Source organism: Curvibacter sp. APW13 (assembly GCF_032337135.1).
Taxonomy (GTDB): domain Bacteria; phylum Pseudomonadota; class Gammaproteobacteria; order Burkholderiales; family Burkholderiaceae_C; genus Allorhodoferax.
The window spans coordinates 1,627,803-1,652,500 of record NZ_JAVXZZ010000001.1 but is presented as its reverse complement, the minus strand read 5'-3'; the positions used below and the strand labels follow the sequence as shown (position 1 = coordinate 1,652,500).

Here is a 24,698-nt window from a genome sequence, read left to right as displayed (position 1 = left end):
ATACACCATGACCGAGACCACTTCCATCACCAGCATGATCCGCCTGCGCATGGGATCGCACGACGCCCACTACGCCGGCGACCTGGTGGACGGCGCCAAGATGCTGCAACTGTTTGGCGACGTCGCCACCGAACTGCTGATCCGCAGCGACGGCGACGAGGGCCTGTTCGTGGCTTACGACAAGGTCGAGTTCCTGGCCCCGGTGCGCGCCGGCGACTACATCGAGGCCGTGGGCACCATCACCCGCCTCGGCAAGACCTCGCGCGCCATGACCTTCGAGGCGCGCAAGGTCATCACCGCTGCCTACATCTCCGGCCAGCCTTCTGCCTGCGACGTGCTGGACCCACCGGTGGTGGTGTGCCGCGCCAGCGGCACTTGCGTGGTGCCGGCCGAATGCCAGCGCGGAGCGCTGTCCCAGGCACGCTGAGGAATTGGCCATGACACCCCTGATCATCACCGCCGCCCTGACCGGTGCCGAGGTCACGCGCGCACAGCAACCGGCCTTGCCGATCACGCCCGAAGAGATTGGCGTGGCTGCGGCCGAATGCGCTGCAGCAGGTGCCAGCATCGTCCATGTGCACGGCCGCCTGGCCGACGGCACCCCGACGCAGGACAAGGAGGTCTACCGCAGCATCATTGCCGAGGTCAAGAAGCGCTGCGACGTGATCGTGCAGGTGAGCACCGGCGGCGCCGTAGGCATGACACCGCAGGAACGCCTGGCGCCGGTGACGCTCAAGCCCGAGATGGCCACGCTGTCCATGGGCTCGGTGAACTTCGGTGGCGACGTGTTCATGAACCACCCGGCCGACATGGAAGTGTTTGCGCGCGAAATCCGCGCCCAGGGTGTGAAGGCCGAGCTGGAAATCTTTGACAGCGGCATGCTGCACACCGCCAAGCGCTGGCTGGCCAAGGGCCTGCTCGACGCCCCGGCGCACTTCGACCTGGTGCTGGGCGTACCCGGCGCCATGCCGGGTACGCCGCAGGCACTGATGTACCTGCTGGGCGAACTGCCCGAGGGTGCGACGTGGACCGTGGCCGGCATTGGCGCGGCCCAACTGCCGCTAGCGGTGCAGGCCATCGTGCTCGGCGGCCACGTGCGCGTGGGCTTCGAGGACAACGTGTACTACCGCAAGGGCGAACTCGCCAGCAGCAACGCCCAGCTGGTGGCACGCATCGCACGGCTCGCGGCCGAGCTCGACCGCCCAGTGGCCACGCCCACCCAAGCGCGGCAGCTCTTGGGCATCCAATAGGGCTATAGCCATGGTAGATATTGCGCAATATGCTACCATTTTCATAGCGCCCTAGACTCTGGTGCGCCCGGACAGTGGCAGGCTTAGCGAGCTGTTCCTTCCTCGCTGGCGCGGTACAGCACCAAACCGACCCGATCGATGTGCTCGCGTAGCGGCGCATGCCGAATGTCGGCATAGGCCTGGACATCGAACAGGTAGGGCATCGGCAGTTCGTCTAGTGCCAAGGCGACGGCCTGGGCCTGCAACGCGGGCACCGGGCCCATCAGGGCCAGGTCCACATCAGAGTTGGACCGGTAGTTGCCCTTGGCCCGTGAACCGTAGAGCCGCACCTCCTGCAACCAGGGAAACTGGCGAAATACCCCCTGAATGGCCGACAGATCGGCCTGTGACAGTCCGGTACCCTCGGGCGATGCCATTAGGCTTGGAGGCTGCGCACCACGAATTCGTCGTACAGCCGCTCGAAGGCGGGGAAGTACTCGTCGCGGATGGTGTGCAAGGCCTGTTCAAACACCTGTTGGTCGTAGGTGTGGGAGAGTTTGTTGCGCAGCAGCATGATGTCTATCCAGGTCTGTGCGTCTGGCAACAAGCCCGCCGCAAAGGCCTGCTTGATCACCTGGCGCGGCGTATTGCTTTCCAATTGGACGCCCTCAGCCTCCAGGTAGTCCTTCAACACCTTCCAGGCCAACTCGAAAGCGAATTCAAATCGCTGGATAGCCCCTTCCTTTTCCAGCTGGGAGAAGGACTTCACTTCACGTTCGCGCATTTCGCGCAACAGCAAAAACGCACGCTGGAAGTTACTGAAACGTTGCTTCCAGCGAATGTCTTCCTGATTCATGGGATCTCCTTCTCTCGTGCTCGAGCAATGGTCTCTATCGTAGCCACAACACATCGCTACTTCAGCGCCAGCAGCTCCCGCGCCACCGCGCTGGCCAAGCGGGCGTTGTTGCGCACCAGTTGGATGTTCGCAGCCAGGCTGTCGCCGCCGGTCAGTTCGCACACGCGCGCCAGCAGGAAGGGGGTGGACTCCTTGCCGCCAATGCGCTGCTGCTGGGCCTCCAGCAGCGCCTGCTCCACAGCGGCGTCGATCGCGTCCCGTGGCATGGCGTATTCGTGCGGGATGGGGTTGGCGATGACCATGCCGCCGCGCAGGGCCATGGCCCACTTGGCGTGCAGCACGCGGGCAATCTCAGCCGGTGTGTCGAGGCGGTAGTCCACCTTGAAGGCACTCTCGCGCGTGAAGAAGGCCGGCAGCCACTCGGTCTGGTAGCCGACCACCGGCACGCCATGCGTCTCCAGGTACTCCAGCGTGAGCCCCAGGTCCAGGATGCTCTTGGCACCGGCACAGACCACGGCTACGGGGGTCTGCGCCAGCTCCTGCAGGTCGGCCGAGACGTCAAAGCTTTGCTGTGCGCCCCGGTGGACGCCGCCGATGCCGCCGGTGGCAAACACGCGGATACCCGCCATGTCCGCAATGACCATGGTGGAGGCCACGGTGGTGGCCCCCATGCGGCCCTGCGCCACCATGAAGGGAATGTCGCGCCGGCTCACCTTCACCACCTCGCGTCCCGCCTTGCCCAGGGCTTCGATCTCGGCATGGCTCAGGCCCGCCTTCAGGCGACCGCCCAGGATGGCGATGGTGGCGGGCACGGCCCCGGCTGCGCGCACCTCGGCTTCCACCTGCAAGGCCGTGGCCACGTTCTGCGGGTAGGGCATGCCGTGGGAAATGATGGTCGATTCGAGCGCCACCACGGGTTGGCCAGACTGCAGCGCGGCCTGCACTTCGGGAGCGATGTCGAGATAGGGAGTGGTCATGGCAGGGCCTTGGGCGAGCAGTGGATCAGCGGGAGGGGGAGTGTGCCATGGCGCACTGGCGCTCCACGGCCGCCAGCGACAGCTCCGGCGCATTGGCCACCGGGCTTTGCAAGGTGATCTCGGCACAGGCCATGGCCCAGGGCACGGCCTGCGCCAGGGGCCAGCCCTGCAACTGGCCATGCACCAGGCCTGCCAGCAGCGCGTCGCCGGCGCCGCTGGTGTTGACCACCGGTACCGCTCGGGCGGGGCAGAACCCGGCTTCACCATCGCCTGTGCTCCACAGCACGCCTTGCGCCCCCAGGCTCAGCACCACCTGGGCCACGCCCTGGGCGTGCAGGACGCGTGCGGCGGCCTGTGCGTCGTCGACCGACTGCACCGCTACGCCGGTCAGCGCGGCGGCTTCCAGCGCATTGGCCTTGAGGGTGTGGATGCGGTCCAGCCAAGGCTTCAGGCGCGGGCATTTGATGGCAGAGACCGCGTCCACCAGCACCGGCGGTCCCACGGGCTCGTCGAGCAGGCACTCCAGCGCGGCGGCGTGCAGATTGCAGTCCAGCACCAGGCAACGGGCGGTCTGCAACTGAGGACGCAGCGGCGCCAGCACGGTGGCATCGAGCCGCTGCAGGATAGCCATGTCGTTGATGGCCACCGCCATGTCACCGTCCACGCCGTGCAGGCTCAGGTAGGTGGCGGTGCGTTCGCCGGGCAGCTGCAGGCACCAGCGCGTGTCGACGCCTGCGGCGCGGGTGGCTTCCAGCACCGTCTGGGCAAAGGCATCCATCCCCAGCACGGTGACCAGCGCCGGTGCGTGGCCCAGGCGCGCCAGATTGTGGGCCACATTGCGCCCCACCCCACCCGCGGCACATTGCACGTGGCCCGGGTTGGAGTCCGACAGGACCAGGGGTGCCTCGGTGGACGCCACGATGTCGAGGCTCGCCCCCCCGATGACCACGACCGCTGCTTGCCGCTCCATGCCGCCCTCTTCGAAGAATAACCATCAAAACGGGCCATAGCCCGCACAGATATTGCGTAGACAGCTACCAAATTCGGAGCGTCACGCGCCTGGACCCACCCCCATCTGGGCGTGCCGGTGGGGTTGGATCATACGGTCCAGCAGCGTGGGCGTGAGCGCATCCGCGCGCAGCACCTGTCCGCCACGGCGCTGCGCGAACGCCTGGGCGGCGACTTCGGTGGCGAAGGGCGGCAGGTTGCCCGCGCGCATGGGTCCCAGGGCGTCCGAGCCATGCACATAGAACGCAGCCTTGGCGTCGATCCAGCGGCGCGTGCCGCCGTCCGTGACCCACACCGACTGCACCTCGGCGGCGCTGCGGCCGGGCGCGAAGCGGCCCACGTCGTGCAGGTAGACCAACAGCGTCAGCGGCGAGTCGAAGAACTGGGTGTCGCCGTTGGCGAAGATCAGCTGCGCCGCCCACTCGGGCTTGCGCGCCGGAAACATGCCGCAGACCGGGCAGCGCGCATCGGCCGGGATGGGGCGAGGTTCGAGCAGGCCCACGCCCCAGGCGGGGTCGAAACGGGTGGGCGGGGCCACCACGCAGTAGCCGTCTTCCAGCGCAGCGTCCGCCATGCGGGCGCGGTAGTGCTTCCAGCCGCCCCAACCAGCCAGCAACGTGGCGGCCATCAACAACGCCAGCAGCAGCCAGCGGGCGGGCGGTGGCGCAAGCACAGGAGACGCCATGGCGACGTTTACATCTTGCTGTCGTGCAGGGCGCCGCCGCTCAGGTCCACCATGGTGGGCTGGATGTCGGCAAAGCGCACCACCTTGCCGCCCCACTGCTTGGCAAAGGCCTGGGCGTCCGCCTCCAGCGCAAAGCTGGCAATGGTGGGGCCCATGGAGCCGTGGCGCTTGCCGCCGAACACGTACAGGGCGGTCTTGGCATCGATCCACTGGCCCTGGGGCTTGTCCCAGTCGGCCTTGCCCATGTCCTGCACATAAGCCGCTGCCAAGGCTTTCACCTGTTCCGGCAGCAGCAGGGTGTGCAGCAGCTCCACCGTGTCGCAGAAGAACTGCGGCTTGTCCTGGCCGCTGTAGAAGACCTGGCCCTTGGGTCCGGGGTAGTCGGCCAGCAGCATGCCATCGAGTTCACAGGTGGTGCTGGCGTCAATTTCCAGCGGTGCCATCGCCTTGGCCCCTCCGGAAGAATCGCAGCCTGCGAACGACAAGGGGGCCAGCAGGGCGAGTGCAAGAGCACTGCGGCGCAGGGTCGGAAGAGAGAGGTATGTCATGCCTTGAATCTCCAGCGCGCCACGGCCAGCGGGCCTGCAATCCAGGCCAGCATGACCAGCCCCATGAGCCAAGGGCGCGCCAATGCGGGGGGAACCACGCTGGTCAGGCCGTACAGGGTGCGCACGTCTTCCAGCGAAAACACGTTGAGGATGCGGAACACGTCGGCCGGGTTGAGCAGCAGCAGGTAGGCGAACAGGTCGCCTCCGTACTTTCCGCCGGTTGCCACCAGGGCACCGAGCAGCAGCAGGTCGAACACCAGCACGAAGAAGAACCACAGCGCGATGGCAAAACCGGAAGCCCGGGTGCGCTCGCGCGCCAGCACCGACATGCACACCGCCAGGCTCAGAAAGGCCAGACCCAGCAGCACCGAACTCAGCATGAAGCCCACGTAGTGGAACAGGCCCGCCGAGCTGAACTGCCGGTACAGCAGCACCGCCACCAACGCAAAGCCGCCCAGCGTGGAGAGTGTGAGCGCCGCCGCCAGGCCCAGGTACTTGCCCAGCAGCAGCTCCATGCGGGTGATGGGCAGGGACAGCAGCAGGTCCAGCGAGCCGCGTTCGCGCTCGCCCACCACGGCGTCAAAGCCCAGCAGCAAGGCGATGAGCGGAATGAGGTAGATGACCAGGCTCACCAGCGACGCAATGGTGAACTCGATGGAGCGCGGCCCCACCTGCCCTTGTGCCGCACCACCGAAGTAGGTGATGACCAGCGAGAACACCGTGAACACCAGCGCCACGGCCAGCACCCACTTGTTGCGCAGGCGGTCCTTGAACTCCTTGGAGGCCAGCGTCAGGATTTGGCTCCATTCCATGCGCTACTCCTTCCAGCCCAGGAACACATCTTCGAGCGAGGGCTCCTGCACCTGCAGATCGTGCACCTCGCTGCCCAGGCTGCTCAGGGCCGCCAACACGTCCACCTTGCGTTCGCGCGGGCACTGCACCGAGAGCCCGCCGGGTGCACTGGTGCAGGTCACGCCCGGCAGGCGCAGCACCTTCTGCTGCGCCGCCACCAGCCCTTGCGCGCTGAGCTGGGCCACAATGACCAGCGGCATGTCCATCTGCGCGCGCAAGGCCGCCACGGTGCCCACCGCCTGCAGGCGCCCGTTGGCCATGATGCCCAGCCGGTCCACCCGCTCCTGCAGCTCGGCCAGGATGTGCGAAGTGATCACGATGGTCACGCCCTGGGCGCACAGGCCGCGCAGCGTGGTGTAGAAGTCGCGGATGGCCTGCGGGTCCAGGCCATTGGTGGGCTCGTCCAGGAACAGCACCTGCGGGTTGCCCAGCAAGGCCTGCGCAAAACCGAGGCGCTGGCGCATGCCCTTGGAGTACTCGCGCACCGGACGACTGCCCGCGTGCTTGAGGCCCACTTGCTCCAGCACGGGCTGGCATTGCGCCAGGGGCGCACCCTTGAGTTGGGCGAAGAACTGCAGGGTCTCCAGCCCGTTGAGGTTGTCGTACAGCACCACGTGCTCGGGCAGGTAGCCGATGCGCCGCCGAGCCGCACGGAAGTCCGGCCCCTGCACGTCCACGCCGTCCACTTGGATCTGACCACTGCTGGGCACCAGCAGACCCAGCATCATCTTGAACAGGGTACTCTTGCCCGCGCCGTTGTGGCCGATCAGGCCGAAGATCTCGCCGCGGTGGACGGCCAGGTCGACGCCGTCGACCGCCTTGAGGCGGCCGAACTGCTTGGCCACGCCACGCGCAGCAACTGCCACGTCATTGGCCGGGGTAGTGCTTGTCACGCCAGATACTCCAATTCGTGTGGGTGGGTTCCATGTGGGGCTTGGGGTCCACCACGCTGGGTACGCGCAACACCGGGAACTGCTGGGCCACCAGGCGCAGCGCCTGCACCGCCGGGCTGGCCAGCAACAGCTTGATGTGCGGGTAGCGCCATGTCAGCCGGTCCACCATGTCGTTGGCCTCGTAGCGCACATCGCCCACGCCGTCGGCGTCGCGGTCCCACCCGAGGTAGTTGCTCCAGAAATTGCCACGCTCCTTGCCCCACACTTCATCCTTGGCTCCCACATAGCGCACCTGCTCGCGGTTGGAGACGAAATCGTTGCCTTCCACCACATTGCGCGTGGAGCCCGCCGACAGGTGGACTCCGACACGATTGTCGACCACCAGGTTATTCAAAACCTTGACATATTCCACGTCGTAGATGAAGAAGCCACGGTTGTTGCCCGCAATCACGTTGCCTTCGACCACCGAGTCCTGCATGGTGCGCAGCATGATGCCGTGGTCCGAGTTGCCCCAGGTACGGTTGTTGCGCACGGTCTGGTTCTTCACTTCCATGAGCGCCAGCCCACCGCGGTTGTAGTAGCTGTCGTTGTCCTCCCACAGGTTGTAGTAGGAGTTCATGTAGTGCGTGCCGTAGCGGCTGTGGTGCAGCTTGTTGCCCCGAAATTCGGCATGGTGCGACACGTCCACGTAGAGCGCATCGCGCACGAAACCGATGGTGTTGCCGATGATGCGGGCGCCCGTGGTGTTGTAGAGCTGGATTCCGTTGCCGCGCTGCGAGGAATTGAGGTCGCGCATGCCGGTGATGTTGTTGCGCTCCACGCGCACATCCTTGGCCTTCTCGATCCACAGGCCAAACAGGTTGTAGCTCAGTGCACAGTCGCGCACCGTGGCGCGGTCGGCACCGGGCTGGATATAGACGCCGGCATTCTGGGCATTGAGGTCGGCCCCCGAGTTGCGTACCTGCAGGCCTTCGAGCGTGACGTCGGTGGCAATGACACGCACCGTATCGCCCTGCAGGCCCCCGTCGAGCACCGGGCGGCCGAGGCCGCGCAAGGTCAAGGGTTTGTCGATGCGGAAATTGCCGCGGTAGGTCCCTGCGGCAATTTCCAGCACATCGCCGCTGCGTGCGCTGTGGATGGCCGCCTGCAGGTCCGCGCCTGCGGGCACGGCAATGGTCGCCGCCTGCGCCAGCGCAGAAGTGGCCAGCAAGGCCGTAACAAGCAGACCGTTTTTCATTGCCCGATCATCACACCAACCAACCGGCCGCGCGCAGTACCAGGAAGAGCCCGGCACCCAGCAACAAGTTCTTGAAGGCCACGTAGCTCAGCATGTCCATCACACCGGCTTCGCGGTAACGATCCTTCCACCAGGGGCCGTCCTTGACATAGCGCTTGGCATCCAGGCGGATCAGCACCTCGTACACGCTCCAGCCAAACCACCAGCCGATGATGGCGACCTGCGACAGCCGCCCGGTGCCGGCAAGCACCCAGGCCACGCTCACCGCGGCGGCCAGGGCATAACCGGCCCACTGCAAGGCACGGCGACTGCCGGCACCTTCGCTGCTCCAGGGCCACAGGTGGTCTCGCAACTCGAGCCAGATCCACTGCAGGCCGCGGGCGTTGTCCCGCCCCGCCACGGCCACCGCTGGGGTGGGCATGCGAGGGTCAGGTCCGTTGGCCACCTTGGCATCCATCGCCACCGGTTGAATCGGGATGAAGTAGCCATCGGCCCCGATGGGGGTGATCTGCAGGCCGTCGCGTTCGCGGCGCTTGCGCTCCTTGGCCAAGGGTGGGCAGCCTTTCTGGTCGGTGTACAGCACCATGCAGTCCAGGCAGTGCAGGCATTCGCGGTGGTCAATGCGCCCGGCCGCATCGATGGCCTGTGAACCGCAGCCCACGGCACAGGCCTTGCAGCTGTTGCAGTCCTGCTTGCGCTTGAGGCCGAACCAGCGGAAGGTGCTGGGCATGGCCAGCGAGGCACCCAAGGGGCAGATGTACTTGCAGTAGGGGCGCTCGGTGAACAGCGACAGGCCCAGCAATACGCACACGAACAGGCCGTAGGGCCAGGCGCGGTTCTGGATGCCCACCAGGAAGGTGGTCTTGAAAGGCTCCACTTCGGCCAGTACCTCGGCCAGTCCCATGGAGAACATGGACACGGTGAGCAGACCGAAGAAGATGGCGTACTTGACCCACTTGAGGCGGTGGTGCCAGCGTGCGGGCAGTTCGAACTGGAAACGTTTAAGCCCCAGTACCCGGGCCAGCTTGTAGAGCGCCTCGGACAGCGAACCGAAGGGGCACAACCAGCCGCAGAACAGGCCGCGCCCGAACAGGAACACGGTGACGATGATGAAGATCCAGAACAGGAAGATGAACGGGTCCGACAGGAACAGCGACCAGGTCCACTGGAACAGCAACGCATGGAACCAGGTGAGCACCTGGGTGATGGACGGCTGCGCCATGACACCGAAGCCGACAAAGCCGATGCTCAAGCCCCAGGCCGTGTACTTGAACGCATTGACCGGCCACTTGTTCTTGTGGGTGGACAGGCGGGTCAGGCGCTCGCGATAGGCGTAGACCACACCCACGGCAATCAGCAGCAGCGCAAACAGCGCAATGGGCAACGCCCGCGTCTTCCACACCCGTTTCCAGGGCTCCTCATCTTCCTGCACTTCGGGGCGGCCGCCCTGCAGCACCTCGGCCGGTAGCCAGTACTTGGCATCGAAATTGGCAAAGGTGCGCTGCCCGGTGGCGCGGTCCACCTTGTTGCCCAGGAAGGCCAGTTTCCAGGGGTAGGAAGCCGAGAAGCCCTGTGCACGGATGACGAAAATGGCCGACTCGGTGTACGAGGGAGCTCCTGCCGCCTCGATACCGTAGAGGTTGAAGTAGTCTGTATCACGGAAGGTGAAGGAGTCGCCCCCCTGCTTGACCTGCACGCGGTCGTAGATGCCGCCACGCACGAAGCCCGAACCCTTGAAGCTCTCCAAACCGGCGGTTCGGATGATGAACAGCGCCGACTCGTTGTCCTTGATGCGCGAGCGCAGGCTCTCGAAGCCGTTCTTGCCGAGGATGCTGGCGCCCACATCCGGGTGGTTCAGGTCGCCGAACCACATCTCGATGAAGGGCTCGGAGCCGCGTGGCAGCCCCACCTGCTCGGGCCGCACCAACAGGCGCTGCACCAACCCCTTGTCCACCAGCTCGGCCCACGACCAGCGCGCGCCGGTCACCGCATACTTCGGCGCGGAACGCACCACGGGCTCCAGAATACCCACCTGGCGTGCCACCGCCGTCCCCGACAGGCGCATGACCTGGTTCTGGGCGATCACGGTCACGGTGGCACCCGAAATGGCGTCCACCCCCAGCACCTTCTCATCCGGGCGCGACGGGCCGACTTCGATCTTGTCGGCCACCGACTTGCCCAGGTACTGGTCGTTGAATTTGATAAGAGCCGACTCGGGGATCCCGAGCAGCAGGATGGGTTCGGAATGCTTGAGCACCTTCACGCCCACATAACGGCCCTGCACGTCCATGCCGATCAGCGTGACCACGGGCTTGCCGGAATAGGCCGGCGTGTCGGTGATGTCGGTGGACAGCATCACATAGCCCAGCAGCTTCTTCTTGCCCGACGCTTCGGGTTCGCCGAAGGCCTGCACGTAGGGCGGCGAGCCCATGCGCTCGGAGAAGCTCAGTGCCCCCGGAAAGACATCCTTGCACGGCAGCAGGGCGCACAGGTCCTTGGCCGTTGCCAGGTCATCCGGCAAGTGCGCCTCATACGCACCACCCCAGGCCAACACAGGGAGCCATGCGAAAAAAAAGGCGGCCAAGAAGGCCGCAAATCGCTTTGGTAGATAAAGCATGAACAACTTCTCCATTCCGGCACGGTGATCGATCCCGTGCCGGAACGTTTCAGGCAAAGACTCAGCCTTCGACGATGATGCGCGAGCGCATCTCCAGGTGCAGCGCGTGGCAGAAGTGCGTGCAGTAGGCCCAGAAAATGCCGGGCTTGTCGGCCACGAAAGACACCGAGGCGGTTTCCTGCGGATTCACGATGAAGTTCACGTTGTACTTCGGAATCGCAAAACCGTGGGTCAGGTCTTCCACCTTGTCGAGGTTGGTCAGGATCAGGGTCACGTTGTCACCCTTCTTCAGCTTGATTTCGGTCATGCTGAAGGCTGGGGCCTGCGAGGTCAGGCGCACGGTGACCTTGTTGCCTTCGCGCTTGATGCCGCCCTGGGCCGGGTCCTTGGTCGCCAGCGGGAAGTCATCGAGTTCATAGACTTGCTTTGGCTTGAGCAGGTCGCGCTTGAAGATGATGAAGTCATGCGGTTCGCCACGTACCGGGTGGTCGGCCACCAGGGTCATCTTGTCGCCCGAAATGTCCACCAACTGCTCGTTCTCCGGGTGCAGCGGGCCCACAGGCAGGAAGCGGTCCTTGGAGAATTTGCAGCCAATGGCCAGCCACTTGCCGTCGGCCGCCTTGGTCTCGGACTGCGAGGCGTTCAGGTGGCCCGGCTGGTAGGACAGGTCCACGCGGTCCACCACGTACTTGGCGTTCTTGTCGCCCTTGTGGAAGGCAATGGCCTTCTCGATGTTCCACTTGACGACCTGGCTGTCCAGGAACAGGGTGGTGTAGGCATTGCCACGGCCGTCGAAGGCAGTATGCAGCGGTCCCAGACCCAGTTCGACTTCGGCCACGATCGCGTCGTCGAGTTTTTCCATCTTGCCGTCGAACCAGTCGAGCACTTTGGCCAGTTCGATCACGGTACCGGTGGGCGAGAGCTTGCCGGCGCAGATGAAGTACTTGCCATCGGGCGATGCATTGACGCCGTGCGGGTTCTTGGGAACCGACACGTAGCCGACCAGGGCGGTCTTGGGGTCCTTGTTGGATGCACGGGTGCAATCCACCACCGGTACCTTGGAGTCGCCATAGGTCTTGGACTTTCCGGCCTTCACAGCCTCTTCGATGCGGGCAATGTTGAAGAAGGCACAGGCATCGCGCTCGGCCGACATCATGTCCGCGTACACGGCACCCATTTCGGTGTTGTACTGGTTGGTGGCAGCGAGCTTGCCGTCGTAGGACGTTGCCACCAGGTCGCAGTTGCCGTCGATCAGGGCCTGCCAGCGCACTTCCATGGTCTCGGCATCCACGCAGGTGAACAGCGAACGGTAGGCCTCGGCCTTGCCAGCGTCCTTGCCGTTGTTGGGCAGGGGGATGGAGAACTCGGCACCGGCGAACACGCGGGTGGTGTAGTTGATCTTGGGATCAACCGGGTCGGCCTTGTCCGGGAAGATGCCGTGGAAGCCCTGGATGTTGGGGATCTCGGTGATCTTGTCGCAGACAAAGTAGTCCAGGCGGATGCGGGCCATGCGGCCGTTGATCTTGTCGTTCACCCAGGCATAGCGGCCGTCGTAGTTGCCGTCCTTGTAGGAGGCATGCACGTGGTGGGTGTCGGCCACGGTGTAGCGCAGATCGCCATTGGCCTTGGTGCCCATGACCTTCTTGGATTCGTTGGTGATGCCCCAGCCCACCAGCGCATCGGGGTTGAACACCGGAATGCGGTGGATTTCGCGACCCGAAGGCAGGCCCAGCACGCGCACGTCACCGGTATGACCGCCACTCCACAGGCCGTAGTAGCTGTCGAGTTCACCGGGCTTGGGATGCACACCCGCGGGCGCTGCATGACCACCGGCTGCAGGGGCTGCAGGGGCTGCAGCAGCGCTCTCGGCCGGCTTTTCGGTACAGGCCACTACGCCAGCGAGGCTGGCGAGGGCGGCGGTGTTGATGAAACCACGGCGGCCGATTCCCTTTGCCGCCAGTTGATCGTCGTGACTCATGATCTGATCCTTGTTTGAAGTTCGCCTGCGCTCTCGTTGTTGGAGCGTCAGTGCGCGTTGCCTTACCAGGGCGAGGGCTATCGTGCGCCTGGGCCACGGTTTGTGACTTATAAAAAATCAAATTCGCATCAAAAGTCTGGAAGCTGCCCGTGCACGGCCTGCCGACCCGTGCGAGCATCGCTGCTCCCGTACTGTGGGCGTTGATGCCTGCGCCGGAGAATTGCATGCCTTCATCCCATCCTTCCCTTTCGGCTATTCCAACGTCCTGCGCACCGCTTCGCCGACGGACGCTGCTTGGTGCCCCGATGGCACTGGGCGCGCTGTGGCTGGTGCCTCCCATGGCGCGTGCGGGCACACAGAGAACCCAGCGCACCCTGTTGGGCACCCAGATTGATCTGCAGGTCAACCACGCCAACGCCCAGCAAGCCCACGACGCCATGGATGCCGCCTGGCTGACCATGGCCCGCCTGGAACAGATGATGAGCCGCTATGTGGCGGACAACGCCCTGGACCGCCTGCATGCAGCCGCCGGCCAGGCACCGCAGCCCGTGCCGCCCGAGTTGTTTGCCGTGCTGCAGAGCGCGCTGACCCTCGGCGCCAGCAGCCAGGGTGCATTCGATGTCACCGTCGGGTCACTGCGCGACTGGGACTTCCGCCCGGGACACGAGCACGTGGCCAGTGCGGAAACGGTGCGCGCACAGCTTCCCCTGGTCAAGCAGTCCCATCTGGTGCTGGACCCCGTGCACCGCACGGCCCGGCTACGGCGTTCGGGCACACGACTGGATCTGGGGGGAATAGCAAAACTGCCCATCCTGCAGGCAGGCATGGCCGCCTTGCGTGCCGGTGGCATTGAAAGCGCCATGCTCAATGGTGGCGGCGACGTGCTGGTCAGCGGAGGCAACCAGGGTATGCCCTGGCGCATCGGGATACGTGACCCGCGCCAACCCGACCGCGTACTCGGAACCCTTGCCCTGCACGACGGCATCGTCGCATCGTCCGGCGACTACGAGCGCTGCTTTGACCGCGACGGCCGGCACTACCACCATGTGTTGGACCCGCGCACGGGCTACCCCGCCCAAGGGCCGCATGGCGCCGTATTCGTCGCCCGTGAGGCCGCAGAGGTCAACGGTTGGGGGGCAGCCACCCTGGTGGCAGGGCGCCGCTTCGCGCAGCGGCAGCTGGCGCAGGCACCCGGTGTTCAGGGCCTGGTGGTGGAGCGTGACCGCAGCATCTGGATGAGCACGGGCATGCGCGCATTGCTGCAGGCCTGAAGCGCGCCAGTACGGCCAGCGCTCAGCCCTCGCCAGGCAGGCTCCAGGGGTCCCTGAACTCCGGCTCCACCTCCAGACGCGCGGGTGCTGTCTGGGCCAGCTCGTCGAGCAAGGCCTGGGCCTGAGCGTGGTGTCCATCATCGGGCTGCGCCAGAATCTCCAGCACGCGCTCGCGGGCCTCGTCCCACAGCCCGAGGTCGCGGAATTCCTGGGCCAACTGCAACTGAACCGCCGCGTTGGGCAAGCCCAGCTCCAGGCCATCCGGTGCCATGTCATCGGACACGGCCTGCGCCGGCTCTGTCTGGGCCGCCACCGGCGTCTCCCATTCGAGCAGGTTCATGGCCGGATCCGCGGTGTCTGCTTCAGTTGCGGGCGTGATCCCTGCAACGCCTGTGTCCTCCTCGGACAATGCAGCGAGCAAGGATGCCCCTTCCGCCAAATCCGTGTGGTCTGGAACACCCTCCGCGGACGAGGGCTCCGGCGGGACCATCACCGGCTGCTGGGGCGCCGCCAGCTGCTCCTCTTTCGGAAGCAAGGCCTCCCACGTCATGGCCCCTTGCGCCGCTTCCTGGTGGCCTGTTCCCCCCTCTTCGCTGATCGGACGCGCTGGAGGCGGCTCCTGCGCCGCTGCCACAGGGCTGCTCGCAAGGCCCTGTTCATGGGCCTTGGCCCGGTCAGCACGGCGCTGCGCCAGGTAGCGACGGACACGCTCCACCTCTTCAGCGGCCGCGCGCTGGTCGAACTCGAATCCTGACGGTGGGCTGGCAAAAGCGCTGGGGACCGATTCGCCATGCGCATGCTCGTGGCGATCTTCACCACCATCCAAGGGCACCCGGTCGGAGTCGACGCGCCCGGCTCCAGCCGTGACCGACAGCCCTTGCCGTGTCAGTGCCATGCGGTAGTAATCCAGTTCCACATCATCCTCGTCCTGGGCAAAGACGCGGCCACGGTGGTCGTACCGCGGGTCGTGCAGGCTGGCGGGCACCGCGACAGGGGCGTCAGGCTCATCCTCCTGGTCCGCCAGGTACAGCAAGCTGTCCGAGAAGGCAGGGGGCGCTGAAATGGCGGCTGGAGGCGGAGAAACCACCGCCGGCCTGCGCCCCGGTGCGGGTCGGAACCCCCACATCGATGCTGCCCCCAGACCCAGCGCCACCATGCCCAGCACCAGCCCTTCCAGCGCCAATCCCCACGGGGCATCGGTGGTCCACCCCACCAGGGGCTGGGCCTGCTGCTGTGCCTGGAGAATCTGGAGCTGCGCCTTCTGGCTCTGGACCACGCTGCGCAAAGCCTGCACCTGGGCGACCAGGTGGGACAGGGGTTGCGCCCCCTCCGCGGACGTGGCAGTAGCCACATCCGGCGCAGGGGGGACAGTAGACAGGGTCAGCGATTCTTGCAAGGCGAGTTCCCGGCGGCGCCACGGCGGCACCCGGAACGCGATTATTCCCGATTGCGATCCACTTGCGCAGACTTCCAAGGTGCCATTGGACGCACACACGGTGCCGCTAGCCGCAGTCGGCAGCAGGCCCTACTTCCGCATCGGGGTGCCCATGCCTTCAAGCGTAGCGTGCGGCAAGCACTACTTGCGCATCAGCGTGCTCTTGCCAAACAGGCTCTCGATCAAGTCCACCGCCACATTGGCGGTGCTGTTCTGGATGTCCAGCGCCGGGTTGAGCTCCACCACGTCCAGGCTGGCCAGGCGCCCGGTGTCGGCAATCATCTCCATGCACAGCTGCGCTTCGCGGTAGGTCGGGCCCCCACGCACGGTGGTGCCCACCCCGGGCGCGATCTCGGGGTCGAGAAAGTCGACATCGAAGCTCACGTGCAGATGGGTGTTGGCGTCCATCAGGGCCAGGGCCATCTCCATGGCCGAGCGCATGCCCATCTCGTCGATGTAGCGCATGTCGAAGACTTCGATGTTCTGCTCGTGCACGAAGCGCTTCTCGCCGGGGTCGACGCTGCGAATACCAATCTGGCGCACCCACTTCGGGGAAATGGCCGGCACCTGGCCGCCGATCTCGATGAGTTCCTTCGGGCCAAAGCCGCACAGGCAGGCGACGGGCATGCCGTGGATGTTGCCGCTGGGGGTGAGGGCACTGGTGTTGAAGTCGGCATGGGCGTCGAGCCACAGGATGCGCAGTTTCTTGCCGGTGTCACGGCAGTGGCGGGCCACGGCCGAGATGGAGCCGATGCCCAGACAGTGGTCACCGCCCAGCACGATGGGCATGCGGCCCAGTCCGAGTTCGGCGTACACCGCATCGTGCAGGGCGCGGTTCCAGTGGACGACTTCGTCGAGGTGGCGGTAGCCATCGACCGGGGGCAGCCAGGGGTTGGGCGGGCCGCTCAAGTTGCCGCGATCGGCTACGTCCAGGCCGTGGCTGGCCAATACGGCACCGATGTTGGCGACACGCAGGGCCTCGGGGCCCATGCTGGCGCCACGGGCGCCGGCGCCGATGTCGGTGGGAGCGCCGATGAGGCTGACGGAGGTGTAGGGGGAGGTGGTCATGCCGCCAGTGCCAGCTCGGTGTCAGCCCCCACCACGCGCAGGCCCGCGGCCTGGGCCGGGCGGATCAGGCTGAACAGGTCCTTGGGGTTGGGCAGGTTGGGCACCAGCGACACCTTCTGCCCCATGCCCAGCTCCAGGGCCAGGTCACGCAGCAGGCACAGTGCCGAGTAGTCTTCCAGCGCGAAGCCTACCGAGTCGAAGAAGGTGATTTCCTGCTCCGAGGTACGCCCGGCGGCTTCGCCACGCAGCACGCGCCACAGTTCGGTGACGGCGAAGTCGGCTGGCATGTGCTGCAGGTCGCCTTCGATGCGGGTCTGGGGTTCGTACTGCACGAAGCAGTTCGATGCACGCAGCACGTCGGGGTGGATCTCGGTCTTGCCGGGGCAGTCACCACCGACGCCGTTGATGTGCATGCCGCGCTCCAGCATGTCGGCACTCAGGATCACGGCATTGGTCTTGTCGGCCGTGACGGTGGTCACGATGTCGGCACCGCGCACTGCCTCAGCCGTGCTGTTGCACACCACGAAACGCAGGTCGGTGTGGGCCAGGTTGTCCATGAGCTTGGCTGTAGCGGCGGGGTCGATGTCGAACAGGCGGATCTCTTCGATGCCGTTGAGGTAGTGGAAAGCCAGGGCCTGGAACTCTCCCTGCGCGCCATTGCCGATCAGGGCCATGGTTTTGCTGTTGGGACGGGCCAGCGCGCGGGCAGCCACGGCCGACATGGCGGCCGTGCGCAGCGCCGTGGTCAGGGTCAGCTCGGTCAGCAGTTCGGGCGCACCGGTGTCGACGTCGGCCAGCACGCCGAAGGCCATGACGGTGGGCAGGCCGTCCTTGGTGTTTTTGGGGTGACCATTGACGTACTTGAAGGTATAGGTGGTGTCGTCGGCAATGGGCATGAGTTCGATCACGCCCTCGGCGGAATGGGCTGCCACGCGGGCCACCTTGTCGAAGGACTGCCAGCGCTGGTAGTCGGCGTCAATGCGCTGGGCCAAACGCTCCAGCACCGTGCGGATGCCGACGCGGCCGACGATGGCGGCGACGTCCTGAACGCTGAGGAATTGGGTGCTGACGGTCTTGGTGTTTTGCATGGTGTGTCTCCTGTCAATCAAAGCTTGGAGAAGTGTCTGCAAACGCCATATCAAAGTAAATCGTCAACTATGCTAGCTTTTCGTCAAAAACTTGACAAATAGATAGTTCATATTGCCAAATAGTCAGCCATGGATGAAATAGACCACCAACTCATTGCGCTCTTGCGCAAGGATGCACGCACCAGCGTGGCGACCCTGTCCGCCAAGCTCGGTGTTTCCCGCGGCACTGTCACCAACCGCATCACCCGCCTCGAAGACAACGGCACCATCGTGGGATACACGGTGCGCCTGCGCCCCGATGCCCAGCCCAATGAAATCCATGCCTGGATGAGCGTGGCCGTGGAGGGCAACGAAACCCGCGCCGTGATCGCCAGCCTGTTGGGCGAGCCGGGGGTGGCTGCCCTGCACGACACCAACGGGCGCTGGGACTTGCTGGCCGAATTGCGCGCCGCTAACCTGTCGGAACTCTCCAAGGTGCTGGAGCGCATCCGCCTGATCCGCGGCATCAGCAGTACAGAAACCAGCATCCACCTCGAAACCTACCGCCTGTCATGACCGACAAGAACGCCGAACTGGACCGCATCGACCTCAAGATCCTGCGCTGCCTGCAGGAAGATGGGCGCATCTCCAACCTCAAGCTGGCCGAAACCGTGAGCCTGTCGCCCACGGCAGTGCTGGCGCGGGTGCAACGACTCACCAAGGATGGCTTCATCCTGGGTTATGAGGCGCGGCTCAACCCGCTCAAGCTGGGCGCCGGCATGCTGGTGTTCGTGGAAGTGCTGCTCGACAAGACCACCCCGCATGTGTTCGACGAATTCCGGGCCGCGGTGCAGGTGCGCGCCGAAATCATGGAGTGCCACATGGTGGCCGGCGGCTTCGACTACCTGCTCAAGACCCGCATGGCCGACATGAACGCCTACCGCGCCTTTGCCGGCACCGTGCTGTGGCAGCTGCCCGGCGTGCGCGAGACCCGCACCTACGCGGTGATGGAAGAGGTCAAGAGCAGCACCCACATCCCGCTCGGCTAGCCTTCGGGCCGAGGCTTTCCAAACACGGTCGCGCGGCGCACAATGGCCTTTTGAGGAGGCCATGCCATGCCACTGCTTCGCGCCATCACTACCGTCGGGCTGACAGCCTGCGCCGCCCTGGGCCATGCCCAGACCCTGCAGCCCGGCCTGTGGGAAATTACCACCCAGATGCAGGGCGCCCAAGGCGGGCGCATGGCGGGTGCCATGGAACAGATGAACCAGCAGATGGCGTCGATGTCGCCCGAGCAACGAAAGATGGTGCAGGACATGATGGCCAAGCAGGGCATGCAGATGGGCGGCCCCGCCGGTGATGGCGGCATGCGCATGAAGGTGTGCATGAGCAAGGACATGGCCGAGCGCAACGAGATACCGGCCGAGCGCCGCGGTGACTGCAAGCACACCCAGTCTCCTCGCGTCGGCAACACCATGAAGTACAGCTTTACCTGCACCAACCCGCCCAGCAGCGGCGAGGGTGAAGTCACGTTCCAGGGCCGCGAGGCCTACAGCATGAGGATGGCCATGACCACCACCGTCAAGGGCCAACCCGAAAAGATGGACATGCAGGGCAGCGGCAAGTGGCTCGGCGCGGATTGCGGCAACATCAAGCCGCTGGGGCAATCACCGGGCAAATAATGGCCCTGGCCCCAAGAAATACTACGTACAAAGCTATTAATTGAGTAGCAAATCTGTATTGAAACCATGCCAAGGAACCGGTTCAGTCCTTGATGCGGAAAAAACTGATGTCACCGCGCTGATGGCCAACGATAAATCGGTTGTCAGTGGGCGAAACTCCCAAGGCCTCCGGTGTTTCCACCTGCTCCCCGTAGATGTGCCGGGCATCCTGCACACGCCACACGTTCAAGTAGCCACCCAACTTGGTACGGATATCGCCACCGACGGTAATCAGGTATTGAGAGTCATGTGTAAATCGCAAACTCGCCTGACCCCCAAAGGGTGGAGTGCTATGCATAACATCCCCCTTTGATAGCTGGTATTTGCGGCGACACGTTGTCATGTCATACAGATCAATATTCCATACAGCCACTACCGCCAACCATTTGCCGTCAAGCGACAAAGCGTGTCTTCTATCTCCATGGGCCCAATCCGTGTAATCCCCATCGTGAATATCGATCTCGCATTCAATCTTTTGGGTATTGAGGTTGATGACCCGGATTTCGTCGGGTCGTTGCATCCGACCGCTGCCATCGGTGGCCGGTACTCCCGTAGGTCGGTAGGTGTTGTAGGCCTGTGTAGCTACCAGTAGGCCGCGCGGTGTATTGGCGGCATCGGCTCTTTCGATTTGGTAGTCGTTGTCGTCCTTGGGATAACCTCGCACCGTGCGTACCAGTTTCCAGTCGGGTTCTGCGTAAAGAGCGGCGTAGTGTTCTACGCGCACTAGTTCCCCCTTTTCATTGGGCATTTTGCGGGGGTAGCCAAACACTAAAAAACCTTTGCGACCATCCGGCAGTACGGTTCCGCGCACCACATCCATCACATTGGACGAGGGCGTTTCCTGAAAGTCCTCCGGCCCCTTGCTGGTGTCGTACACGCGGGCGAACAGCTCAGTCACCTTGCCGTCCGACTGGGTGCGCTCGGCCACCAGTCGGGTCGTTCCCGGTATCCATGCCACTTTTCGCCCGCCGCCACGCACGCCACTGCGCAGCGTTTTGGTTTCCCCCGTCTTGGCGTTGACGATGTAGACCCAGGGGCCTTGTTCGGCGCTGGCCGCAATTTCATCCGTCTGCGCGTTCCAATCAAAGTGGCGAAACTGGATGCCCTTGACACCTGCCTGCACCAACTCTGGTGGAAACGGCACCTGCACCTGCTTGTCGTACACCACACGTGCGGTGCTGCTCGGGTCGCTGCTGCAGGCCGCTGTGGCAGCCAGCAGGCTCAGAAGCCCCAGCGCACGCACTACGGCCAGCTTGCTGCGCCGCGGGGCGCTGATCATTGGGTCCACCCTGGTTTCCTCGCGTTTGCGGCACCGCTCAGTGCGCAGTTGTGCCATAGTCCCGTGCCCCGAAGATGGCGCTGCCCACGCGCACCAGGGTGCTGCCGCTGTGGATGGCGGCCTCCAGGTCGGCGCTCATGCCCATGGACAGGGTGTCGAGCGCCAACCCCTGGGCATTCAGGGAATCAAATAGGGCTCTAGCCCTTGCAAATACTGCGCAGGCAGCTTCAAAATTAGGAGCGGGCTCGGGGATGCACATGAGGCCGCGCAGTTGCAGGCGCGGCAGTGCGGCGACGGCGCGGGCCAGCGCCAGGGCCTCCTCCGGCGCCACACCCGACTTGGTAGGACCACCATCCACGTTGACCTGGATGCAGACCTGCAAGGGCGCCATGTCGGCCGGGCGCTGGTCACTTAGGCGCTGGGCGATCTTCAGCCGGTCCACCGTGTGTACCCAGTCGAAGTGTTCCGCCACCGGGCGCGTCTTGTTGCTCTGGATGGGGCCAATGCAGTGCCACTGCAGCTGGGAGCGCAGGTCAGCCAGAGCGGTGATTTTGTCCACCGCCTCCTGGATGTAGTTTTCGCCAAAGGCATGTTGCCCAGCCGCAAACGCATCGCGTACTGCATCGGGCCCGAAGGTCTTGGAAACGGCCAACAACTGCACACTGCCAAGGACCCGCCCAGCGGCCGCCACGCCGGCGTCGATTCGGGCCTGCACCTGATGGAGATTGTCGGCAATCATGGTCATAATGCTCCAAGCGTAGCAAACAAAAGCGCCTTATCCGCCCACCCTTCGGAGACTTCTGTGGACATCACCCAACTGCTGGCCTTCAGCGTCAAGAACAAAGCTTCGGACTTGCACCTCTCCGCCGGTCTGCCCCCCATGATCCGTGTCCACGGCGACGTGCGCCGCATCAACGTGGAGGCGCTCGACCACAAGCAGGTGCACGCCATGGTGTACGACATCATGAACGATGGGCAGCGCAAGCACTACGAAGAGTTTCTCGAAATCGACTTCTCGTTCGAGATCGACGGCCTAGCGCGTTTCCGTGTCAATGCCTTCAACCACAACCGCGGTGCCGGCGCGGTGTTCCGGACCATTCCGAGCAAGATCCTCACGCTGGAGCAGCTCAACGCCCCCAAGATCTTTGCCGACCTGGCCCTGAAGCCCCGCGGCATGGTGCTGGTGACCGGCCCCACCGGTTCGGGCAAGTCCACCACGCTGGCGGCCATGATCAACTACCTCAACGAGAGCGAGTTCGGCCACATCCTCACGGTGGAAGACCCGATCGAATTCGTGCACGAATCCAAGAAGTGCCTGATCAACCAGCGCGAAGTGGGGCCGCACACCCTGTCGTTCGCCGCCGCGCTGAAGTCCGCCCTGCGTGAAGACCCGGACGCGATCCTGGTGGGTGAAATGCGTGACCTCGAAACCATCCGCCTGGCCATGACCGCGGCGGAAACCGGCCACCTGGTGTTCGGCACGCTGCACACCTCCAGTGCCGCCAAGACCATCGACCGGATCATCGACGTGTTCCCGGCCGAAGAAAAGGAAATGGTGCGCGCCATGCTGTCCGAGTCGCTGCAGGCCGTCATTTCGCAGACCCTGTGCAAGACCAAGGACGGCCAGGGCCGCGTGGCGGCCCACGAGATCATGCTGGGCACCAGCGCCATCCGCAACCTGATCCGCGAGGCCAAGGTGGCCCAGATGTACTCGGCCATCCAGACCGGCAACAGCGTGGGCATGCAGACGCTGGACCAGAACCTGACCGACCTGGTGCGGCGCAACGTGATCAGCCCGGCCGAGGCGCGTTCGAAAGCGAAGATTCCCGAGAATTTCCCCGGCTAACCCAGTCAAGGAGGTGCTCTCATGGAGCGCGATCAAGCCAGTAAATTCATCAACGACCTGCTGCGTCTGATGATCAGCCGCAATGGCTCGGACCTGTTCATCACGGCGGATTTCCCCCCCGCCATCAAGGTGGACGGCAAGGTCACCAAGGTGTCGCCGCAGCCGCTGACCCCGGCCCACACGCTGGCGTTGGCGCGTTCCATCATGAACGACAAGCAGGTTGCCGAGTTCGAGAGGACCAAGGAAAGCAATTTCGCCATTTCGCCGCCGGGTATCGGGCGCTTCCGCGTCAACGCTTTCGTGCAGCAGGGGCGCATCGGCCTGGTGTTGCGCGTGATTCCGATGACCCTGCCGACCATCGATTCGCTGGGGGTCCCGCAGGTGCTCAAGGACGTGGCCATGACCAAGCGCGGCCTGTGCATCATGGTCGGGGCCACCGGCTCCGGCAAATCCACGACCTTGGCAGCCATGGTGGACTGGCGCAACGAGAATTCCTACGGCCACATCATCACCGTGGAAGACCCGGTGGAGTTCGTGCACGCCCACAAGAACTGTGTCGTGACCCAACGCGAAGTGGGCCTGGATACCGACAGCTGGGAGGCTGCACTGAAGAACACCCTGCGCCAGGCACCCGACGTGATCCTGATGGGCGAGATCCGCGACCGCGAGACCATGGAACACGCCGTGGCCTTCGCAGAGACGGGTCACCTGTGCCTGGCCACGCTGCATGCCAACAGCGCCAATCAGGCGCTGGACCGCATCATCAACTTCTTCCCCGAAGAGCGTCGCGCACAGCTGCTCATGGACCTGTCGCTCAACCTCAAGGCCCTGGTGTCACAACGCCTGATCCCCAAGCAGGACGGCAAGGGCCGCGTGGCGGCAGTCGAGATCATGCTCAACTCCCCGCTCATCTCCGACCTGATCTTCAAGGGTGACGTCTCTGAGGTGAAGGAGATCATGAAGAAGAGCCGCAACCTCGGCATGCAGACCTTCGACCAGGCACTGTTCGACCTGTACGAATTCAACGCCATCACCTATGAAGACGCGCTGCGCAATGCCGACTCCGTGAACGACCTGCGCCTGCAGATCAAGCTCAACAGCCAGCGCGGCCGCACCACCGACCTGGCCGCCGGCACCGAGAACATGACCATCGTCCAATGACCCAGACCAATCCGAAAACCTACGAAACCACCCCTTCGCGCCGCGTCGCCTTCATCGGCCTGGGCGTCATGGGCTACCCCATGGCAGCCCACCTGGCATTGGCTGGCCACAGCGTGACCGTCTACAACCGAACTGCTACCAAATCGGAAGCGTGGCACGCAGCATTGACGGGGGCTACCGGCGGAAGTGACCTGAAATTCGCGGCCACGCCGCGGCTCGCAGCCCAGGGCGCCGACATCGTGTTCTGCTGCGTCGGCAACGACGACGACCTGCGCAGCGTCACCGTCGGCCCGGACGGCGCCTTTGCCGGCATGCAGCCCGGCGCCATCTTCGTCGACCACACCACCGCTTCGGCCGATGTGGCGCGCGAGCTCAGCGCGACTGCCCGCGCCGAGGGCCTGCAGTTCATCGATGCCCCGGTATCGGGTGGCCAGGCCGGTGCGCAAAACGGCCTGCTGACCGTGATGTGCGGGGGCGATGCCGCAGCCTTCGAAACCGTGAAGCCCGTGGCCATGGCTTTTTCGCGGGCCTTCACCCTGCTGGGCGAGAGCGGTGCCGGACAGTTGGCCAAGATGGTCAACCAGATCTGCATTGCCGGCCTGGTACAGGGCCTGAGCGAGGCCATTGCCTTCGGCCAGAAGGCTGGACTGGACATGAACCAGGTGCTGGATGTGATCGGCAAGGGCGCCGCGCAGAGCTGGCAGATGGACAACCGCGGCAAGACCATGGTCGCCGACCAGTTCAACTTCGGCTTTGCCGTGGACTGGATGCGCAAGGACTTGGGGCTCGTGCTGGAAGAAGCCCGCCGCAACGGCGCACGCGTTCCCGTGACGGCCCTGGTCGACCAGTTCTATGCCGATGTGCAGCACATGGGTGGTAACCGCTGGGATACCAGCAGCCTGATCAAGCGCTTGCGCTGACGCTGGCTGCTACCGGCAGACTGAAAAAGCAAAACGGCCCTTCGCGGGCC

At 64.6% G+C, this 24,698-nt stretch carries 25 protein-coding genes; 9 read left to right on the top strand and 16 right to left on the bottom strand.

Features of this window, described 5'->3' with window-relative positions; all coding sequences use genetic code 11:
• The first annotated feature begins 7 nt into the window (after positions 1–7).
• Positions 8–427, top strand: a complete 420-nt coding sequence (locus RQP54_RS07715) for a hotdog domain-containing protein (RefSeq protein WP_315677605.1) — start codon at positions 8–10, stop codon at positions 425–427.
• 10 nt (positions 428–437) lie between these two features.
• Positions 438–1,250, top strand: a complete 813-nt coding sequence (locus tag RQP54_RS07710; RefSeq protein WP_315677604.1) for a 3-keto-5-aminohexanoate cleavage protein — start codon at positions 438–440, stop codon at positions 1,248–1,250.
• A gap of 83 nt (positions 1,251–1,333) precedes the next feature.
• Here the strand turns inward: RQP54_RS07710 and RQP54_RS07705 are convergent, their stop codons facing one another.
• From RQP54_RS07705 to nosZ, 11 genes are all read right to left on the bottom strand, one after another.
• Entirely contained in the window at positions 1,334–1,666 is a 333-nt protein-coding gene (locus RQP54_RS07705; protein WP_315677603.1) for a nucleotidyltransferase domain-containing protein, read from the bottom strand.
• Entirely contained in the window at positions 1,666–2,085 is a 420-nt protein-coding gene (locus RQP54_RS07700; protein WP_315677602.1) for a nucleotidyltransferase substrate binding protein, read from the bottom strand. Before RQP54_RS07700 ends, RQP54_RS07705 begins: the two co-directional genes overlap by 1 nt.
• 56 nt (positions 2,086–2,141) lie before the next feature.
• Positions 2,142–3,062, bottom strand: coding sequence for a pseudouridine-5'-phosphate glycosidase (locus RQP54_RS07695; protein ID WP_315677601.1), 921 nt, complete (start codon positions 3,060–3,062; stop codon positions 2,142–2,144).
• 25 nt (positions 3,063–3,087) lie between these two features.
• Positions 3,088–4,032, bottom strand: coding sequence for a PfkB family carbohydrate kinase (locus RQP54_RS07690; protein ID WP_315677600.1), 945 nt, complete (start codon positions 4,030–4,032; stop codon positions 3,088–3,090).
• Positions 4,033–4,113: 81 nt separating this feature from the next.
• Complete coding sequence (locus tag RQP54_RS07685) at positions 4,114–4,755, bottom strand: nitrous oxide reductase accessory protein NosL (protein WP_315677599.1); 642 nt, start codon at positions 4,753–4,755, stop codon at positions 4,114–4,116.
• A gap of 8 nt (positions 4,756–4,763) precedes the next feature.
• Entirely contained in the window at positions 4,764–5,303 is a 540-nt protein-coding gene (locus RQP54_RS07680) for a nitrous oxide reductase accessory protein NosL (RefSeq protein WP_315677598.1), read from the bottom strand.
• Positions 5,300–6,115, bottom strand: coding sequence for an ABC transporter permease (locus RQP54_RS07675; protein WP_315677597.1), 816 nt, complete (start codon positions 6,113–6,115; stop codon positions 5,300–5,302). Before RQP54_RS07675 ends, RQP54_RS07680 begins: the two co-directional genes overlap by 4 nt.
• A gap of 3 nt (positions 6,116–6,118) precedes the next feature.
• The gene (locus RQP54_RS07670; protein WP_315677596.1) at positions 6,119–7,048 is read right to left on the bottom strand and encodes an ABC transporter ATP-binding protein; all 930 of its coding nucleotides are present in this window, start codon (positions 7,046–7,048) and stop codon (positions 6,119–6,121) included.
• The gene (locus tag RQP54_RS07665) at positions 7,023–8,285 is read right to left on the bottom strand and encodes a nitrous oxide reductase family maturation protein NosD (protein ID WP_315677595.1); all 1,263 of its coding nucleotides are present in this window, start codon (positions 8,283–8,285) and stop codon (positions 7,023–7,025) included. The genes RQP54_RS07670 and RQP54_RS07665 overlap by 26 nt, the downstream gene beginning before the upstream one ends.
• 10 nt (positions 8,286–8,295) lie before the next feature.
• Positions 8,296–10,902 carry a 4Fe-4S binding protein gene (locus RQP54_RS07660; protein WP_315677594.1) on the bottom strand — a complete coding sequence of 869 codons (2,607 nt, stop codon included), beginning with the start codon at positions 10,900–10,902 and terminating at the stop codon, positions 8,296–8,298.
• Between the two features lie 61 nt (positions 10,903–10,963).
• Positions 10,964–12,880, bottom strand: a complete 1,917-nt coding sequence (nosZ, locus tag RQP54_RS07655) for a TAT-dependent nitrous-oxide reductase (protein ID WP_315677593.1) — start codon at positions 12,878–12,880, stop codon at positions 10,964–10,966.
• Between the two features lie 305 nt (positions 12,881–13,185).
• Here nosZ and RQP54_RS07650 point away from each other — a divergent pair, with 305 nt between their 5' ends.
• Positions 13,186–14,151 carry an FAD:protein FMN transferase gene (locus RQP54_RS07650; protein WP_315677592.1) on the top strand — a complete coding sequence of 322 codons (966 nt, stop codon included), beginning with the start codon at positions 13,186–13,188 and terminating at the stop codon, positions 14,149–14,151.
• A gap of 22 nt (positions 14,152–14,173) precedes the next feature.
• On the opposite strand, the gene RQP54_RS07645 is transcribed toward RQP54_RS07650, so the two are convergent.
• The 3 genes from RQP54_RS07645 to RQP54_RS07635 form a co-directional block, all read right to left on the bottom strand.
• Positions 14,174–15,547: a hypothetical protein gene (locus RQP54_RS07645; RefSeq protein WP_315677591.1), complete on the bottom strand. Its 1,374-nt coding sequence runs from the start codon at positions 15,545–15,547 to the stop codon at positions 14,174–14,176.
• 180 nt (positions 15,548–15,727) lie between these two features.
• Positions 15,728–16,654 (bottom strand): arginase, encoded by a 927-nt coding sequence (gene rocF, locus RQP54_RS07640; protein ID WP_315677590.1) that lies wholly within the window; start codon positions 16,652–16,654, stop codon positions 15,728–15,730.
• Positions 16,651–17,742: an ornithine cyclodeaminase gene (locus RQP54_RS07635; RefSeq protein WP_315677589.1), complete on the bottom strand. Its 1,092-nt coding sequence runs from the start codon at positions 17,740–17,742 to the stop codon at positions 16,651–16,653. Before RQP54_RS07635 ends, rocF begins: the two co-directional genes overlap by 4 nt.
• Before the next feature lie 129 nt (positions 17,743–17,871).
• Between RQP54_RS07635 and RQP54_RS07630 the strand changes: the two genes are divergently transcribed.
• From RQP54_RS07630 to RQP54_RS07620, 3 genes are all read left to right on the top strand, one after another.
• Positions 17,872–18,297: an Lrp/AsnC family transcriptional regulator gene (locus tag RQP54_RS07630; RefSeq protein ID WP_315677588.1), complete on the top strand. Its 426-nt coding sequence runs from the start codon at positions 17,872–17,874 to the stop codon at positions 18,295–18,297.
• A complete protein-coding gene (locus tag RQP54_RS07625; RefSeq protein WP_315677587.1) occupies positions 18,294–18,770 on the top strand; it encodes an Lrp/AsnC ligand binding domain-containing protein in 477 nt (158 codons plus the stop codon). The genes RQP54_RS07630 and RQP54_RS07625 overlap by 4 nt, the downstream gene beginning before the upstream one ends.
• Positions 18,771–18,836: 66 nt before the next feature.
• Positions 18,837–19,403 carry a DUF3617 domain-containing protein gene (locus RQP54_RS07620; RefSeq protein WP_315677586.1) on the top strand — a complete coding sequence of 189 codons (567 nt, stop codon included), beginning with the start codon at positions 18,837–18,839 and terminating at the stop codon, positions 19,401–19,403.
• Between the two features lie 82 nt (positions 19,404–19,485).
• On the opposite strand, the gene RQP54_RS07615 is transcribed toward RQP54_RS07620, so the two are convergent.
• Both RQP54_RS07615 and RQP54_RS07610 read right to left on the bottom strand, forming a co-directional pair.
• Entirely contained in the window at positions 19,486–20,778 is a 1,293-nt protein-coding gene (locus RQP54_RS07615; protein ID WP_315677585.1) for a hypothetical protein, read from the bottom strand.
• A complete protein-coding gene (locus RQP54_RS07610) occupies positions 20,759–21,466 on the bottom strand; it encodes a YggS family pyridoxal phosphate-dependent enzyme (RefSeq protein WP_315677584.1) in 708 nt (235 codons plus the stop codon). Before RQP54_RS07610 ends, RQP54_RS07615 begins: the two co-directional genes overlap by 20 nt.
• 57 nt (positions 21,467–21,523) lie before the next feature.
• Here RQP54_RS07610 and RQP54_RS07605 point away from each other — a divergent pair, with 57 nt between their 5' ends.
• From RQP54_RS07605 to RQP54_RS07595, 3 genes are read left to right on the top strand one after another with little or no spacing between them, the layout of a single operon-like run.
• The gene (locus RQP54_RS07605; protein ID WP_315677583.1) at positions 21,524–22,567 is read left to right on the top strand and encodes a type IV pilus twitching motility protein PilT; all 1,044 of its coding nucleotides are present in this window, start codon (positions 21,524–21,526) and stop codon (positions 22,565–22,567) included.
• 21 nt (positions 22,568–22,588) lie between these two features.
• Positions 22,589–23,728: a PilT/PilU family type 4a pilus ATPase gene (locus RQP54_RS07600; RefSeq protein ID WP_315677582.1), complete on the top strand. Its 1,140-nt coding sequence runs from the start codon at positions 22,589–22,591 to the stop codon at positions 23,726–23,728.
• Positions 23,725–24,648 carry an NAD(P)-dependent oxidoreductase gene (locus RQP54_RS07595; RefSeq protein ID WP_315677581.1) on the top strand — a complete coding sequence of 308 codons (924 nt, stop codon included), beginning with the start codon at positions 23,725–23,727 and terminating at the stop codon, positions 24,646–24,648. Before RQP54_RS07600 ends, RQP54_RS07595 begins: the two co-directional genes overlap by 4 nt.
• Positions 24,649–24,698: the final 50 nt, after the last annotated feature.